Raw genomic sequence first — 15,967 nt, 5'->3', positions numbered from 1 at the left:
CATACTGTATACATCCTTCAAATTGAAGGTTGAAAATATATACTTATACGAAATTGAGGAGGCAGTGACATATGGCTGACGAATTAAACACAAGTCTAGAAGAAACAAAGGTCCTTGAAGTGGGGGATATCGTAGAAGGTACCGTTTTAAAGGTTGAAGATAAACTGGCCATTCTTGATGTGAGCTACAAACAGGATGCGGTTCTTCCCGTCAATGAAATTTCCAATGTTTTTGTGGAAAAAGCTTCAGATTTCCTGAAAGAGGGGGACAAGGTTACAGTGAAAGTCACGTCCCTGACAGAAGATCAGCTGACCGTTTCAAAAAAAGCGGTGGATACTGTGAACTCATGGGAAGAACTCAACAAAAAGTTCGAGCAAAATGAGACATTTGAGGTTACCGTTCATGAAGTGGTCAAAGGCGGCCTTGTGGTTGACCTTGGTGTTCGAGGCTTTATTCCGGCCTCCATGGTTGAAAAACGATTTGTTGAAGATTTCACCGATTACAAAAACCGCACACTTGAAGTAAAGATTGTTGAGCTGGATCAGGAAAAGAACCGTGTGATCCTTTCACACCGTGCGGTTGAAGAAGAACTGGAATCCCAAAAGAAACAAGAACTGCTCAATAACCTTGAAGCAGGACAAGTGCTTGACGGAACCGTTCAGCGTCTTACTGATTTCGGTGCGTTTGTGGATCTTGGCGGTCTTGACGGTCTTGTCCATATTTCCCAACTTTCGCACAAACGGGTTGAAAACCCATCCGAAGTGGTATCGGAGGGAGATACAGTAAAGGTAAAAGTGCTTTCGGTTGACCGCGACAATGAGAGGGTTTCCTTGTCTATCAAAGAAACACAGCCCGGACCGTGGGAAAGCAATGTTTCCAGCTTATCCCCCGGAAAAGTTATTCAAGGCACCGTTAAACGTCTTGTTTCCTTCGGTGCATTTGTGGAAGTAGCTCCTGGTGTTGAAGGTCTTGTCCATATTTCCGAGATCAGCAACCGCCATATCGGAAGTCCTGGTGAGGTATTGTCAGAAGGTGAAACGGTTACCGTAAAAATCCTAGATGTAGACACGAAAGAGAAAAGAATTTCACTCAGCATTCGTGCAGCCCAGGAAGATACTGAGCAGAAGGATATCCGAAATAATTTTCCTAAAGAAGAAAAAGGATTTTCTCTTGCAGACATGATTGGCGATCAGCTCAAAGGGCTTAAAAAAGACTAATTAAAAAGAACTCCGTCATTCTTTCCACACCTATCTTGTAGAAAGAACTCCACGGAGTTCTTTTTTTGAAGGGAAAATTAATCCTTCTGGTGGTTTCTTTTTCTGGCTTCTTCTGGTCCTTCGAGTGATGTTGCACCTGAATATTTTAAGGACTGGTCACGATCGGATTCTACACGGTGTGATTCTCTCAGCTTTTTCTCCTGGCGGTCTTTTCCCATCTGGATTTCCTCCTTTCGCTTTTCTTTTATTATGACTGTGTGATTAGGTTTTATTCGATTTAGCCATAATGGAGGATGAGGAGGAGAGCAACATGGATGGTATTTTCTTTTATTGGATTACATGGATTGGCTGGGCCTACTGCTCATTTTTGATGAAAGCAAGCCGGCGAAGGACGATTTATTCCATAATGCTTTTAATGATCGTGATCTTGCAGGGGTTTACACTGAGAGCGGGGAATTTATTACTCCATTTTTCGTTTGTATTTTTGCTGGTGTGCGGTTTTCTTTTTGCATTCAGGCTGGATTTTAAACGAATGCTGTCATTTGTCTTTTGTTCCTGTTTGATTGCTCTTGCCTATAACGCCATGATTCTTTTCGCCATGTATGATCCGGTATGGATAGTTCTGGAAGTGAAATGGCTGCTTGCAGGGGTACTGTTCCTATTATCTCTGTTTTTATTGCGGGAAACAAGTCTGAGACCGTTTATGCTGGGAGCCGGGATGGCTGTCGGTGAAATGGTGTATCATTTCATTATAAAAAAACTGACGTTTGATATTGAGCTGGGCAGCCTGACATTTTTTGATGTTTTGACATTGTCAATTGCACTCTGCTTTGCATGGGAAGGACTTCATCAATTTTCAGCTTACGTTTATGCAGAAACAGTAAAAGGAAAAGGGAGAGTGCTGAAGCGGGCTTCCCGGTAAGCGTGTCTCGTCGCCTGGTGGTTGTGGGTTGGACTTTTATCTGCTAAAATAAATGAGCTAACTCTAGGCCCTTCATGACGGAAGGGTTTTCTTTTTTGGGAACTATTAAGTAAAAGGATGTGTCGACATGCAAAAGCCAGTATTGGCCATCGTCGGAAGACCAAACGTGGGAAAGTCCACGATCTTTAATCGAATTGTAGGAGACCGGGTATCCATTGTGGAAGATATGCCGGGTGTAACGAGAGACAGAATCTACAGTTCGGCTGAATGGCTGAACCGTGAATTTAATATTATTGATACAGGCGGAATAGAAATCGGGGATGAGCCACTGTTGCACCAGATGAGGCAGCAGGCCGAAATCGCCATTGACGAAGCGGATGTGATCTTGTTTTTGGTGGATGGAAAAGAAGGAGTAACCGCTGCGGATGAAGAAGTGGCCAAGCTTCTTTATCGGTCAAAAAAACCGGTTGTCCTAGGTGTGAACAAAATTGACAATCCGGAGCGCAAGGAACTTATCTATGATTTTTATTCACTGGGTATGGGTGAGCCTTATCCATTGTCCGGTTCTCATGGGATCGGTCTTGGAGATATGCTTGATGCGGTATTCAGCCACTTTCCGCAGCAGCCGGAGGGCGAGGAAGATGAAGAAACCATCCGTTTCTGCTTGATCGGCCGACCGAATGTCGGAAAATCCTCGCTTGTGAACTCCATCCTCGGCAAGGAGAGAGTGATTGTCAGTGATATTGCAGGAACAACTAGAGATGCTATTGACTCTGAATTTACGCGTGAAGGCCAAAAGTATACGATTATCGATACAGCAGGCATGCGTAAAAGAGGGAAAGTGTATGAGTACACCGAAAAATACAGCGTACTGCGCGCTTTAAAGGCGATTGACCGTGCGGATGTCGTTTGTGTGGTGCTGAATGCCGAAGAAGGCATCATTGAACAGGACAAGAAGGTGGCAGGCTTTGCCCATGAGGCAGGAAAAGCGGTCCTTATTATTGTGAACAAATGGGATGCGATTGAAAAGGATGATAAGACACTCCGTGAATTTGAGCAAAAGATCAGGGATCACTTCCTTTATTTAAGCTATGCGCCGATTCTTTTTGTTTCGGCTAAAACCAAGCAACGTCTTCATGCCCTTTATCCGTTGATCAACCAGGTGGCGGAGAACCATGCTCTGCGTATTCAAACCAACGTATTAAACGACGTGATTATGGATGCGGTTGCCATGAATCCAACACCGACAGATAACGGAAAACGATTGAAAATAAATTATGCAACACAGGTGGCAACCAAACCGCCGACCATCGCTCTCTTTGTTAATGACCCTGAACTTCTTCATTTTTCGTACAGACGCTTCCTTGAAAACCGGGTAAGAGAAACATTTGGTTTCATTGGCACTCCGATCAGAATTATTGCCCGCAAGAAAAATGATTAGGTGCTGGTGCCTTTTATGGACATTCTTTTATTATTCATTGGAGCCTACCTTTTAGGTTCCATCAGTTTCAGTTACATCATTACCAAAGGGTTGAATAAGGGAGATATACGAAAGCTTGGCAGCGGAAATGCCGGTGCCACCAACACACTGCGGGTAATCGGGGTCGGCCCTGCCATTTTTGTACTTTTGCTTGACGTGCTAAAAGGCATCGTTCCAGTCTGGGTAGCCTTGTCTCTTCATTTTCCTCTGACCACGGCCATTATCGCAGGCGGTATGGCCATCATCGGACACAATTGGCCGGTGTATTATGGATTTAAAGGGGGGAAGGGCGTCGCAACCACGATTGGTGTGTTTGTTGTGGCCTCGTTTTTTCCTTCCCTGATTGCCGGTATCCTGGTGATTCTTATTATTGCGTTAACACGTTATGTTTCTTTGGGGTCGATTGTTTTCATGATTTTAACACCGGTTTTAATGTTTGTTTTTCGATCAGTGCCAGTTGAGGCAGCACTCATTGCCATGTTGATTGGTTTGCTTTCCATTTGGAGGCACCGTACCAATATTTCCAGACTGTTAAATGGTAATGAACGAAAATTAGGACAATAGGTAAGGAGTGGAATAGGAATGGAAAAAGTTGCTGTAATCGGAGCAGGAAGTTGGGGAACAGCCTTGGCCCTTGTACTTGCCGATAATGGACATGATGTCCGATTATGGGGGAGAAGGCAAGAGCAAATCAACGAAATTAATACCATACATACAAATGAAAAATATTTACCTGGTGTCGTTCTTCCAGCAGGAATTGTTGGCTACAACCATTTAAAGGAAGCGGTGGAAGGAGTACGAACTCTGCTGCTTGTCGCTCCTACAAAAGCGATGCGGGAAGTGCTGCGTGATCTTGTTCCTGTACTTGATGAGCCTGTGACCCTGGTTCATGCCAGCAAAGGGATTGAGCCTGAAACCTATAAACGGGTATCAGAAATCATTGAAGAAGAGGTTCCCGCCGAAAAACGGCGGTCCATTGTTGTTCTTTCAGGACCGAGTCATGCTGAAGAAGTTTCACTCAGGCAGCCGACGACAGTGACTGTTTCATCTTCTGCTATTGAAGAGGCAGAGTTTGTACAGGATTTATTTATTAACCAGAACTTCCGTGTCTACACCAACCCTGATATTGTCGGTGTTGAACTTGGGGGCGCCTTGAAGAACATCATTGCATTAGGAGCAGGCATGTCAGACGGTCTGGGCTATGGCGATAATGCAAAAGCGGCCCTGATTACACGGGGTCTTGCTGAAATCGCAAGACTGGGAACGAAAATGGGAGCAAATCCATTAACATTTTCGGGCCTGACCGGCATAGGCGATTTGATCGTAACCTGTACGAGTGTTCACAGCCGAAACTGGCGGGCTGGCAATATGCTTGGCAAAGGCGAGGCGCTTGATGATGTCCTGAAAAAAATGGGCATGGTAGTAGAAGGCGTAAGAACAACAAAAGCAGCCTACCAGCTCGCCAAACAGGAAATGGTTGAAATGCCCATAACGAGCGTGCTTCATGATGTCCTGTTTGATGGTAAAGATGCAAAAGAAGCGGTCGATGAACTCATGAAAAGAAGCCGTACTCATGAGGTGGAAGACGTTTCTTCCCTCATTTCAGACGGGCTCGCAGAATAAACGCACCGTCCTTCTCCCTGATTTCTATCACGATTATTAGACCTATGCATAGGATAGTGGTGAATAGGTTGTGGAGGAGGACGAAAAATGGATCGTAATCATCAATTTTTTGATAAAGTTGAAAAGAAAACCAACGTAAAAAAGGAAGATATTTTCAAACTGGCCCAAACGGTCAGTAATGAAAATTTACGGGATGAACGAACGTTAAGAAGACTGATCTCCCAGGTAGCCTCCTTGGCCGGTGTTCCTGTTTCCAAACAAAAAGAAGACCAGATTGTCAGTGCTGTAATTAATAACAATGTACCCCTTGATTTTAGTACATTGTCCAAAATGTTCGACAACAAGTAGGGGAACGCACAGTCAATCTCTCTGCAGGTCGGAATACTTAGTCATCTAAGCAGGCGGTGCAACGCGCACCAGCCTGCCTTTTTTTTGCAGATTATGCCTCTTGAATTAAATAAGAGCGCTTACGCAATTCTTATATTTTATGCTATAATTTACGCTGTAAAAAGGAGGATACATATGGACGCAGGATTAATGAAAATGTGGATCGCTCTGTCATCCATCGGTCTAATGTTTATTGCCGTTTTTTCGATTATGATCAGCAGGGCGAAATTAAAAGGCTTTTTTAAATACATACTGGCAGCTATCGCATATCTTTGCATGTTCACGGCAGGCATACTAATTGTACTCGTCGTCTTTAGCGGTCCGGTGAAAGGATAAGGAAAGCAGCTGGAATGAAAAAAATATGTTTAATTATCGCAAGCATCTGTATGCTTTTCAGCCTGACAGGTTGCTTGTATCCTAATCAACAGAAAGCTGAGAACCGGGTCCCCTATAATGACCAGATTCAAATGGTGCAGGGAGCGGTGAATGACTACAAAAAAGATACCTCCGTTTTGCCGATTAAGAATAAGGATGCATCCACTGATATTTATGAAAAATATCCCATTGATTTTGGACGACTGGTACCCAAATATATGCAGCAGCCTCCAGGCAATTCGTTTGAAAAAGGAGGAACCTTTCAGTATGTTCTCATAGACGCGGAAACGAAGCCGAAGGTAAAGCTGATCGATCTTGTGATCGTAAACAAAGCCCAGGATCTTGAGCTTCGTCTCAAGGAATATACCCGCACGCACAAATACCCTCCCTATGACAAAATTTTGGCCAGTGGAAGGTATACCCTCGATTACAAAAAGATGGGGTATAAGGAAGCACCCTATGCCGTAAGCCCTTACAGCGGGAAAAATCTTCCGTTTTTTGTGGACAATGACTCGAAAGTACACGTGGATTATTCGATTGATTTATACGAAGCGCTAAAAAAATCAAAAGATAATAAAGAAGGAAAAGACATTCGCCCTCTGCTGACGAAAAATTCCTATTTTGTTCCTGTGCGTTCAGTTCCCTATGGCGTGAAGAATGGAGAACCCGAGTTCCTGATCGGTAAACGGTAAGTTTATAGGGTGCGGCACAAATAATAGTCATGAACTCTCCCCTTTTTTAATACATTCATAGAAAAGGAGGAGAGTTATTTATATAAAAAACGGACATGGTGAACACCTGGACAGTTTGCACACGGAAGGTCACAAGCAATTGTGCTTCTCTCCCGGTCTATACAACGAACTCAGGTCCACGCTCTTTTTTGTATGAAAAAACTTTCATTCCTTATCATATTTTTGGGACAACATCATATAGATGTAATGTCCAAGAATAGCATCCGGAACTTATTTGGATCGGGAGGGAATTGAATTGGAAAAAATCGATATTTTCAAAGATATCGCTGAACGGACAGGAGGAGACATTTATCTCGGAGTAGTCGGTGCTGTTCGTACAGGGAAATCAACGTTTATCAAGCGGTTCATGGAACTGGTGGTGCTTCCGAACATTCAAAACGACGGCGAGCGCCAGCGGGCACAGGATGAGCTTCCGCAGAGCGCAGCAGGCAAGACCATCATGACGACTGAACCGAAATTCGTTCCAAACAATGCAGTGAGTATTCATGTGGCAGAGGGCCTTGATGTGAATGTCCGTCTTGTGGACAGTGTCGGATACGCTGTACCGAGTGCAAAAGGCTATGAAGATGAAAATGGTCCACGCATGATACACACTCCGTGGTATGATGAACCCATTCCTTTTCATGAGGCAGCCGAAATCGGCACAAGAAAAGTCATTCAGGAGCACTCCACGCTGGGTGTGGTTGTGACGACAGATGGTTCGATTGGCGAAATACCAAGATACGATTATATTGAATCCGAAGAGCGTGTCATTGAAGAGCTGAAAGAGGTAGGGAAACCGTTTATTCTGGTGGTCAATTCCGTTCACCCGCACCACCCGGATACCGAACAGCTGCGCAAGGAATTAAATGAGAAATATGATATTCCCGTACTTGCGATGAGTGTGGAAAGCATGACAGAGCATGATATCAACAATGTGCTTCGAGAAGTTCTTTACGAATTCCCGGTTCTTGAAGTCAATGTGAACCTGCCAAGCTGGGTGATGGTCCTGCGGGAGGAACATTGGCTGAGAGAGAGCTATGAGGAAGCTGTGAGAGAAACCGTGAAAGACATCCGGAGATTAAGAGATGTAGACCGGGTTGTCGGCAGTTTCAGCGATTTTGAGTTTATTGATGATGCGCGTCTTGCGGGGATTGAAATGGGGCAGGGAATTGCCGAAATCGATCTGTTTGCTCCCGATGATTTGTATGACCAGATCCTAAAAGAAGTTGTGGGAGTGGAAATCAGGGGAAAAGACCACCTGTTACAATTGATGCAGGAATTTGCCTACGCGAAGCAGGAGTATGATCAAGTGGCGGATGCTCTCAGAATGGTGAAGCAAACCGGCTATGGAATTGCGGCACCTGCACTATCTGATATGAGCCTCGATGAGCCTGAAATCATTCGCCAGGGCTCGCGCTTCGGAGTCCGCCTGAAAGCGGTGGCCCCGTCGATTCATATGATCAAAGTGGATGTTGAATCGGAATTTGCCCCGATTATCGGCACGGAAAAACAGAGCGAAGAGCTGGTCAGGTACTTGATGCAGGATTTTGAAGAAGATCCGCTTTCGATTTGGAACTCCGATATTTTTGGACGTTCACTCAATTCAATTGTACGCGAAGGCATCCAGGGCAAAATCTCGCTCATGCCGGAAAATGCAAGGTACAAACTGAAGGAAACATTGGAACGTATCATAAACGAGGGCTCCGGAGGATTAATAGCCATTATTTTATAGCAAAAGACTCCTATTTGGAGTCTTTTTTGCATGGAAAGAAAGGAGGTTATTCCAAAAAATAGGCCTTTTGGCCAAGGGAATAGGGGTTTTTCGCTATTTTTCGCATAAAAACATTGTATTCTTATGGCTTATCGTTTAATATAAGGCTTGTCATCAAAGTATTTAGTAAATCCTGTATAAAACAGGAGCGAGAGCTTTATGATAGTAGTACAACCGAATATTCAGAGCATAGATACAGCGTTCTTTGAGAGGAGGTGAATGGAATGAACAAGACTGATCTTGTAAACACAGTAGCTGAACAAACTCAACTTTCTAAAAAGGATGCCACTAAAGCTGTTGATGCAGTTTTTGAGGCAATTGCTGATACGCTAAAAGAAGGTGATAAGGTACAACTTATCGGTTTTGGTAACTTCGAAGTTCGTGAGCGTGCAGCTCGTAAAGGCCGCAACCCGCAAACTGGTCAAGAAATCGAAATCGCAGCAAGCAAGGTACCTGCTTTCAAACCAGGAAAAGCCCTTAAGGATGCTCTAAAATAAGCTTATACATAGGGCAAGCAAGAACCGCATTGTGCGGTTCTTTTATTTTTTATGTAAAACATGCGACTTTAGCCCCCTACCTTTGCCTTTGCCTGATTCATATGCTAGAATCGGTTTAGAAAAACGTACAGCAATCGTTAAGTAAAACTACTTGGAACGTTGCACGAACGAAATTGGAGGATAATGCAGTGAAGGAATTTGATCAGGCGAAAATAGAACAGGCGGTTACCATGATTCTTGAGGCCATTGGCGAAGATCCATCGCGTGAGGGCCTTGTCGATACACCAAAACGAGTGGCTAAAATGTACCAGGAAGTTTTTCAGGGGCTGAATCAGGATCCGAAAGAGCACTTTGCCACTATTTTCGGAGAAGACCATGAAGAATTGGTTCTCGTTAAGGATATTCCTTTCTATTCCATGTGTGAACACCATCTGGTTCCTTTTTTCGGAAAAGCCCATATCGGCTACATCCCTAAAGGAGGAAAGGTGACAGGCCTCTCCAAACTGGCGCGTGCAGTTGAAGCCGTTACTCGCCGGCCGCAGCTGCAGGAAAGAATCACGTCAACTGTCGCTGATTCTCTAGTTGAAACACTGAACCCGCACGGCGTGATTGTTGTTGTTGAAGCGGAACATATGTGCATGACCATGCGTGGAGTAAAGAAACCCGGCTCGAAAACCGTAACTTCTGCCGTAAGAGGAGTTTTTGTAGATGATGCAGCCGCCCGGGCAGAAGTTCTTACTTTTATTCGGAGCTAAAATTTTAGGAACGGAGTGTACGGAATGAAGGTAAATGAGAATGAGTTTTTCGTCATCAAGGCAAAAGAAAACGGAGTCAACGTCATCGGTTTGACAAGAGGGACAGAGACCCGTTTCCACCATTCAGAGAAGCTGGACAAGGGCGAAGTTATGCTCGCACAATTTACAGAACATACGTCTGCTGTGAAAGTGCGGGGCAAAGCCGTTATTTATACACGGCATGGTGAAGTCGACACGGAAGTATAAAAAAAGCTTGGCACGAGCCAAGTTTTCTTTATGCAGTAATCAATAGTTGAATGCTCAATATGATATGATACATAATAGATAGAGTAAGCTTTAGTTGCAGGATGCGGGGGCAGTGACATGAGGATCATCCATGAAGTGAATAAGTTAAATGAATACGTTTTACAGAAAATGGAACATTCGTTTTTAAAGGAATATGTTAATGTTCCCCAGTTAAACAAGGATAAATGTCTGATCACCTGTTCGCTGCTGGCCGAGAGCGGATACGAGGGAGAGGAGCTGCAAGAGTTATATGCTGCGGTTATGCTTGTTCAATGTGCATTGGACACGCATGAAACGATCTTGAAGATCAGGGATGGTCATGTCAAGGAGAGGCAGTTGACCGTACTGGCAGGAGACTATTACAGCAGCCTTTACTACTTTATGCTTTCCGTCTGTGAGGATGTGGCGTTAATTCGTGCACTCTCTTTGGGGATTCAGGATGTCAATGAAAACAAGATGCGGCTTTTTTACAGCAAACATATAAAGCCAGAAGAGGTAACCAACAGTATAAAAGGAATGGAGGCAGGGATTTTAAACCGTGTCGCCCGTCATCTGAAGAAAGAACAATACATACCTTTTATCTCAGAATTTTTGTTTATTTCTGCCACCTCCCATTGCCCTGACTCTCTTTTTTCAGATTATCATCTCCAAATTAAAAATGATGTGCTGCTTGCCCGGCATAAATTGAAAACACAAAAGCAGCCGTTATCGCTAAAACCAGTCATGGAAAAGAGAATGAGGGGACTGCTTGACGGGCCTCACTATTTATTGCCGGAGGAAGGGTAGCCATGGAACAATTAAAGGAACAGAGAGTCCACTCGGTATTTGAAAAAATATCGAATCAATATGATTTCATGAACAATGTGATCAGCTTCCAGCGGCATAAAAGCTGGCGGAAAGACACGATGAAACAGATGGCCGTTAAAGAAGGAAGCATGGCGCTTGATGTTTGCTGCGGAACGGGTGACTGGAGCATAGCGCTGGCAGAAGCTGTTGGCAAGAAAGGGCATGTCAAAGGCCTGGACTTTAGCCAGAACATGCTTGAAGTCGGTAAGAAAAAAGTAGAATCGCTTAACATGGAAAATGTGGAGCTGATCCATGGCAACGCTATGGAGCTGCCATTTGAAGATAATACCTTTGACTATGTAACGATCGGGTTTGGACTGAGAAACGTCCCCGATTATCTGCAGGTAGTTAAAGAAATGAGCCGCGTCGCAAAACCTGGAGGCAAGGTCGTCTGTCTAGAAACCTCTCAGCCTACCACCCCGGTGGTCAGGCCTCTGTTTCGTTTCTATTTTTCAGTGATCATGCCCGTTCTTGGCAAGCTTCTTGCAAAAAGCTACAACGAATACTCATGGCTTCAGGAATCGGCAGGGGAGTTTTTAAACAGAAACGAACTGAAGTCCCTGTTTGAAGAAGCCGGGTTGACCCGTGTCATGGTTAAGCCATATACGTTCGGAACGGCAGCTATGCACATGGGAATTAAACAAACATAGAAAGAGAGATTGCCTTGTGTTTAAGAAATTAGCTATCATTCTTGAAATGATAAAATTCGAACATACCTTGTTTGCTCTTCCGTTTGCTTTCCTTGGAGCAATACTGGGAAATGTGGTGGAGGAAGGAACGTTTCCCTCCCTGATGGAGTGGGTTTGGATTACCCTTGCGATGGTAGGCGCGAGAAGTGCAGCAATGACGCTGAATCGAGTCATTGATGCGAGAATCGACCAGAAAAATCCGAGAACCGCCATGAGGGCCATCCCGGCAAAGCTGATCAGCATGAAAGAGGCAGCTTTGTTTATTGCCGGTTCTTTTGTACTGCTTTTTGTCAGTGCCTACCAGCTGAACATCCTGTCTGTCTGGCTGTTGCCGCTTGCTGTTTTCTTTCTGGTATTCTATTCATATACAAAGCGGTTTACCTATTTATGCCATGTCATTTTGGGCGGGACCATCGCCCTCGCTCCTCTTGGCGGATGGGTGGGAGCAACCGGAACATTGTCAGCTGAAGCGTTTTTGCTCTATGCCGGTGTCGTGTTTTGGACTGCCGGGTTCGATGTGATCTATGCCACTCAGGATGCGGACTATGACAGGAAGCACGGATTATATTCCATCCCTTCTTATTTCGGCATTCCCAAGGCCCTTGTTATCGCTCGCATTTTTCATTTGATCAGCTTTACAGCTTTTCTTGTTTTAGGGGCGGTATCCTCCTTTGGCTGGGTTTATTTCGCAGGTGTATTTTTGTCTGGCGCGATTATGGTATATGAACACTCCATGGTTTCCGCCGATGACCTGTCAAAGCTGAACCTTGCGTTTTTTACAATGAACGGAATTTTGAGTGTGGTTATGTTTATTTTCTCTTTGGGAGATTTGCTTTTATAAAAGTTTTTGCTGTAGGGGTAACAACCCGGGAAGCATCATGAATCATTCAGAAGGTGGGGAGAGTAATGGCGCTGAATATTGGCGAAATTAAATATACTAACATTCTTCCTTTGTTTTTTTATTTAAATAAAAAGGAAATTGAAAAGACCGGAGCCCAGTTTATCCCGCAGGTTCCGGCCGAATTAAACCGCAGAATGGCAAGGGGAGAAATTGATCTGGGCGGAATATCGTCATTTGCCTACGGCGAGAACAGTCACCAGTACAGTCTTTTTCCCAACCTGTCTGTTTCTACGTACGGAAAGGTAGGTTCCATTCTTTTATTCTCCAAAATAAAAATTGAAGAGTTGGACGGACGAAGTATAGCCCTGACCTCAAGCTCGGCAACTTCAGTCGCTTTATTGAAGGTGATCCTAAAAGAATTTATAGGCGTGAATCCTTACTATGAAACAATGACTCCGAATTATGACGAGATGCTCTCCAGCTATGATGCTTGCCTCTTGATCGGAGAGGATGCGATTAAAGGTGGCTGGAGGCAGGAAAAAGATATTTACGTCTATGACCTTGGAGAACTATGGTATGAGAATACCAACCTTCCAATGACGTATGCCGTCATGGCAGTAAGAAACGATGCGATCAAAAGAGAAGCTCCACTCTTGGAGAAACTCCTGATTCAAATGACGGAAAGTAAAGGCCGTACAAAGGCGGATGGCTACCAGGAAATGATTGAAGATGTCCTTCATGAGCATGGCGGCGAATCCGCGTTTTGGTCCCATTACTTCCAGGGCATTAATTATGATTTGAGTGAAAACCATATTAAGGGGCTGAAGCTTTATTTTGAACTGGCCTATAAGCATTCCTTCATTCAATCTCTTCCTGAATTTACATTTTTCAATTATTCCTTACAGGGCATTTAGGTGAAGAAAATGAAACTGACAGAACTGTATACGCATGTTAAAAAGGATTTACAACAGATTGAAAAAGAACTGGAACAGACCATTTCCTCTCAGCACCCTATTATGCAGAACGCAGGAAACCAGTTGCTGAAAGCGGGCGGAAAACGAATCCGCCCCGTTTTTGTAGTGCTTTCCGGACATTTTGGAAATTATGATATTGAACCTGTCAAAAAGGTGGCAGCTGCTCTTGAAACCATCCATATGGCTTCGCTCGTTCACGATGATGTGATTGATGACGCTGAATTGCGGCGTGGAGCAAAAACGGTAAAGGCGGCTTACGACAACAAAGTAGCCATGTATACGGGCGACTTCCTGTTTGCCAAGGCAATTGAACTGATGTCGGATATTCATCAAATTGCCGCACATCAGATTTTGTCTTATGCCATGAAGGAAATGTCGCTTGGCGAAATCCAGCAAATCAGGGAACAATATGATCTTAATCAGAATGTCCGGCAGTATTTGCGCAGGATCAAAAGAAAAACCGCACTGCTTATTGCCATCAGCTGCCAGCTTGGCGCCATTGCTTCGAATGCTTCAATCGAGCTTCAGCAGCGACTGTACCGCTTTGGATATTCGGTTGGAATGGCGTATCAGATTACCGATGACATCCTGGACTTTACGGGCACCGAGAAGGAGCTGGGTAAACCCGCAGGCGGCGATTTGAGGCAGGGCAATATTACCCTTCCTGTTTTTTATGCCATGCAACAGCTTCCCGGACTTAAAGAGAAAATCGGCCGTTTTTACAAAACGATGGATGAAAGCGAGCTTTCATCCATTATTGATACAATAAAGACAAGCGGATCCATCCAGCGTGCCTCCAAAACGGCACAGTCTTATTTGGCAGATGCGCTTGCTGCAGCGGAAGGTCTGCCTGCGGGACAGGCGAAAAACAGCATGATCAAGATTGCTAAATATATTGGCCGCCGGAAATTTTAACACGTTGCTAAATACCTTAATCTTTGTTACTATTTTCTAGGGGTTGAAGATTATAGACGACCCTCAAAAGCAACTACATAGAAGATAGGGGAGAATTATTGTGGAACAAACGTTTCTAATGGTAAAGCCCGACGGTGTTCAACGCAATCTGATCGGAGAGATCGTTTCACGATTCGAGAAAAAAGGATTCCAGCTCGCTGGTGCAAAATTGATGACCATTTCACGCGAGCTTGCGGAAAATCATTATGCTGAGCACAAAGAACGTCCTTTTTTCGGTGATCTTGTAAACTTTATTACGTCCGGGCCTGTATTTGCAATGGTATGGCAAGGTGAAAATGTAATTGCAACTGCAAGAAACATGATGGGCAAAACCAACCCTGGCGAAGCTGCACCGGGCACCATCCGCGGAGATTTTGCAGTTCAGGTGAGCAACAATGTGATCCACGGATCTGATTCTCCCGAGAGCGCTGAACGTGAAATCGGATTATTCTTTCATGAAGAAGAGCTCGTACAATACGAAAAAGCAGGTTCTTCCTGGATTTAATGTAAGCGTTACAAACCAGCCCGCTGCGGCTGGTTTTTTCATTTTGTAGAAAAGTAAAAGTTGTCCCTTTTCAACCGATAAACAAGGTATCACCACAAAAAAGGGGAAGAATGATGGATCAGGATTACATGCGTTTCGTTGAGCGGATCAATTTGTTAACGTCTATTGATTTATCTCTGTATAAAGAGGCTCAGATGAAAAGACGCCTTACCGCTCTGCGCGATAAAAAAAATTATGCCAGCTTTTCCGGCTATTATGATGCATTAAAAGGAGATCAGCGCCTGATGGATGAATTTCTCGAACGGATGACCATCAATGTTTCCGAGTTTTTCAGAAATCCTGAACGATGGGATGTGGTTCGGCATAGGATAATTCCAGAGCTTATCGCCCAAAAGAGGAAATTGAAGCTGTGGAGTGCCGCATGTGCTGCAGGAGAGGAGCCGTATACCCTTTCCTGTCTTTTGCATAATGATTCATCAAAGAGGGAATATTCCATTCTTGCAACAGATCTTGACAGGGCCGCCCTTAAAAGAGCGCAGGAAGGGATTTATGACAACAACGCACTGAAGCACGTGCCTGAAGCAATAAGGTCCTCATGTTTTAGCGATACTGAAAAAGGAACAGCCATAGGGGACCATCTAAAAAAAAACATAAGGTTTAAACAGCATAACTTGTTGCTGGATGCCTTTGAAGATGGATTTGATCTGATTGTCTGCCGGAATGTTATGATTTACTTTACGGAAGAAGCAAAAGAGGAACTGTTCCGTAAATTTTCAGAAGCATTGCGGCCGGGAGGTTATCTATTTGTAGGCAGCACCGAACAGATTTTTTACCCGGGAAGATTCAATTTGCATCCCATGGAGCCGTTTTTTTATCAGAAGCCGATCAGTTGAACAGATATCGATGATTCTTGCGGGTTGACAAATTGAAGTAAATGCTTTATCTTGTGTTTTAACGATTTAGTTTAGTTGATCAGAGTTTAGAGATGAATTTAGAGAACCAGAGTGAGTTTAGCAGAGAGATGAGAATAGCCGAGAATGATGAGTGGAGCGGAGCAGAGGGTTTATTACATAGATATCACCCATGCCTCTTCGTGCATGGGTTTTTTTGTC

Annotated in this window: 20 protein-coding genes; 19 read left to right on the top strand and 1 reads right to left on the bottom strand. The window is 44.2% G+C overall.

Annotated elements, in window-relative coordinates; translation table 11 throughout:
- The first annotated feature begins 71 nt into the window (after positions 1–71).
- The gene (gene rpsA / locus AS030_RS08915; protein WP_061970702.1) at positions 72–1,217 is read left to right on the top strand and encodes a 30S ribosomal protein S1; all 1,146 of its coding nucleotides are present in this window, start codon (positions 72–74) and stop codon (positions 1,215–1,217) included.
- A gap of 77 nt (positions 1,218–1,294) precedes the next feature.
- Here rpsA and AS030_RS22980 read toward each other — a convergent pair whose 3' ends face one another.
- A complete protein-coding gene (locus AS030_RS22980) occupies positions 1,295–1,435 on the bottom strand; it encodes a YpzI family protein (protein ID WP_074440490.1) in 141 nt (46 codons plus the stop codon).
- A 92-nt stretch (positions 1,436–1,527) separates the two neighbouring features.
- Between AS030_RS22980 and AS030_RS08910 the strand changes: the two genes are divergently transcribed.
- The 18 genes from AS030_RS08910 (at position 1,528) to AS030_RS08825 (ending at position 15,748) form a co-directional block, all read left to right on the top strand.
- The gene (locus tag AS030_RS08910; protein ID WP_061970699.1) at positions 1,528–2,139 is read left to right on the top strand and encodes a YphA family membrane protein; all 612 of its coding nucleotides are present in this window, start codon (positions 1,528–1,530) and stop codon (positions 2,137–2,139) included.
- Between the two features lie 127 nt (positions 2,140–2,266).
- Entirely contained in the window at positions 2,267–3,580 is a 1,314-nt protein-coding gene (der, locus tag AS030_RS08905; protein WP_061970696.1) for a ribosome biogenesis GTPase Der, read from the top strand.
- Positions 3,581–3,595: 15 nt separating this feature from the next.
- Positions 3,596–4,183: a glycerol-3-phosphate 1-O-acyltransferase PlsY gene (gene plsY, locus AS030_RS08900; protein WP_061970694.1), complete on the top strand. Its 588-nt coding sequence runs from the start codon at positions 3,596–3,598 to the stop codon at positions 4,181–4,183.
- 18 nt (positions 4,184–4,201) lie between these two features.
- On the top strand, positions 4,202–5,242 hold the full coding sequence (locus AS030_RS08895) for an NAD(P)H-dependent glycerol-3-phosphate dehydrogenase (RefSeq protein ID WP_061970691.1): 1,041 nt from the start codon (positions 4,202–4,204) through the stop codon (positions 5,240–5,242).
- 87 nt (positions 5,243–5,329) lie between these two features.
- Positions 5,330–5,590: a stage VI sporulation protein F gene (locus tag AS030_RS08890; RefSeq protein ID WP_061970689.1), complete on the top strand. Its 261-nt coding sequence runs from the start codon at positions 5,330–5,332 to the stop codon at positions 5,588–5,590.
- 174 nt (positions 5,591–5,764) lie between these two features.
- Positions 5,765–5,965: a DUF2768 domain-containing protein gene (locus AS030_RS08885; RefSeq protein ID WP_061970686.1), complete on the top strand. Its 201-nt coding sequence runs from the start codon at positions 5,765–5,767 to the stop codon at positions 5,963–5,965.
- 14 nt (positions 5,966–5,979) lie between these two features.
- Entirely contained in the window at positions 5,980–6,696 is a 717-nt protein-coding gene (locus AS030_RS08880; protein WP_061970684.1) for a hypothetical protein, read from the top strand.
- A 295-nt stretch (positions 6,697–6,991) separates the two neighbouring features.
- Positions 6,992–8,470 carry a stage IV sporulation protein A gene (spoIVA, locus tag AS030_RS08875; RefSeq protein ID WP_061970681.1) on the top strand — a complete coding sequence of 493 codons (1,479 nt, stop codon included), beginning with the start codon at positions 6,992–6,994 and terminating at the stop codon, positions 8,468–8,470.
- 263 nt (positions 8,471–8,733) lie between these two features.
- Positions 8,734–9,006, top strand: coding sequence for an HU family DNA-binding protein (locus AS030_RS08870; protein WP_061970679.1), 273 nt, complete (start codon positions 8,734–8,736; stop codon positions 9,004–9,006).
- A gap of 188 nt (positions 9,007–9,194) precedes the next feature.
- Positions 9,195–9,761, top strand: a complete 567-nt coding sequence (folE, locus tag AS030_RS08865) for a GTP cyclohydrolase I FolE (RefSeq protein ID WP_061970677.1) — start codon at positions 9,195–9,197, stop codon at positions 9,759–9,761.
- Positions 9,762–9,785: 24 nt separating this feature from the next.
- Positions 9,786–10,007 (top strand): trp RNA-binding attenuation protein MtrB, encoded by a 222-nt coding sequence (mtrB, locus tag AS030_RS08860; RefSeq protein ID WP_061970674.1) that lies wholly within the window; start codon positions 9,786–9,788, stop codon positions 10,005–10,007.
- A 117-nt stretch (positions 10,008–10,124) separates the two neighbouring features.
- Entirely contained in the window at positions 10,125–10,832 is a 708-nt protein-coding gene (locus AS030_RS08855; protein ID WP_061970672.1) for a heptaprenyl diphosphate synthase component 1, read from the top strand.
- A gap of 2 nt (positions 10,833–10,834) precedes the next feature.
- Positions 10,835–11,542 carry a demethylmenaquinone methyltransferase gene (locus AS030_RS08850; protein ID WP_061970666.1) on the top strand — a complete coding sequence of 236 codons (708 nt, stop codon included), beginning with the start codon at positions 10,835–10,837 and terminating at the stop codon, positions 11,540–11,542.
- A gap of 16 nt (positions 11,543–11,558) precedes the next feature.
- On the top strand, positions 11,559–12,422 hold the full coding sequence (locus AS030_RS08845; RefSeq protein ID WP_074440489.1) for a UbiA-like polyprenyltransferase: 864 nt from the start codon (positions 11,559–11,561) through the stop codon (positions 12,420–12,422).
- A gap of 65 nt (positions 12,423–12,487) precedes the next feature.
- Positions 12,488–13,336 (top strand): menaquinone biosynthesis protein, encoded by an 849-nt coding sequence (locus tag AS030_RS08840; RefSeq protein ID WP_061970663.1) that lies wholly within the window; start codon positions 12,488–12,490, stop codon positions 13,334–13,336.
- Positions 13,337–13,345: 9 nt separating this feature from the next.
- Positions 13,346–14,311 (top strand): heptaprenyl diphosphate synthase component II, encoded by a 966-nt coding sequence (gene hepT / locus AS030_RS08835; protein WP_061970661.1) that lies wholly within the window; start codon positions 13,346–13,348, stop codon positions 14,309–14,311.
- Between the two features lie 100 nt (positions 14,312–14,411).
- Complete coding sequence (ndk, locus tag AS030_RS08830) at positions 14,412–14,855, top strand: nucleoside-diphosphate kinase (RefSeq protein WP_061970659.1); 444 nt, start codon at positions 14,412–14,414, stop codon at positions 14,853–14,855.
- 110 nt (positions 14,856–14,965) lie between these two features.
- Positions 14,966–15,748, top strand: a complete 783-nt coding sequence (locus AS030_RS08825; RefSeq protein ID WP_061970657.1) for a CheR family methyltransferase — start codon at positions 14,966–14,968, stop codon at positions 15,746–15,748.
- The last annotated feature ends 219 nt before the right edge of the window (positions 15,749–15,967 follow it).

Origin of the sequence: Fictibacillus enclensis, from assembly GCF_001457035.1 — a bacterium.
Taxonomy (GTDB): Bacteria; Bacillota; Bacilli; order Bacillales; family Fictibacillaceae; genus Fictibacillus_C; species Fictibacillus_C enclensis.
Note: the sequence above shows the minus strand (reverse complement) of the source record. Positions and strands in the feature narration are given on the sequence as shown.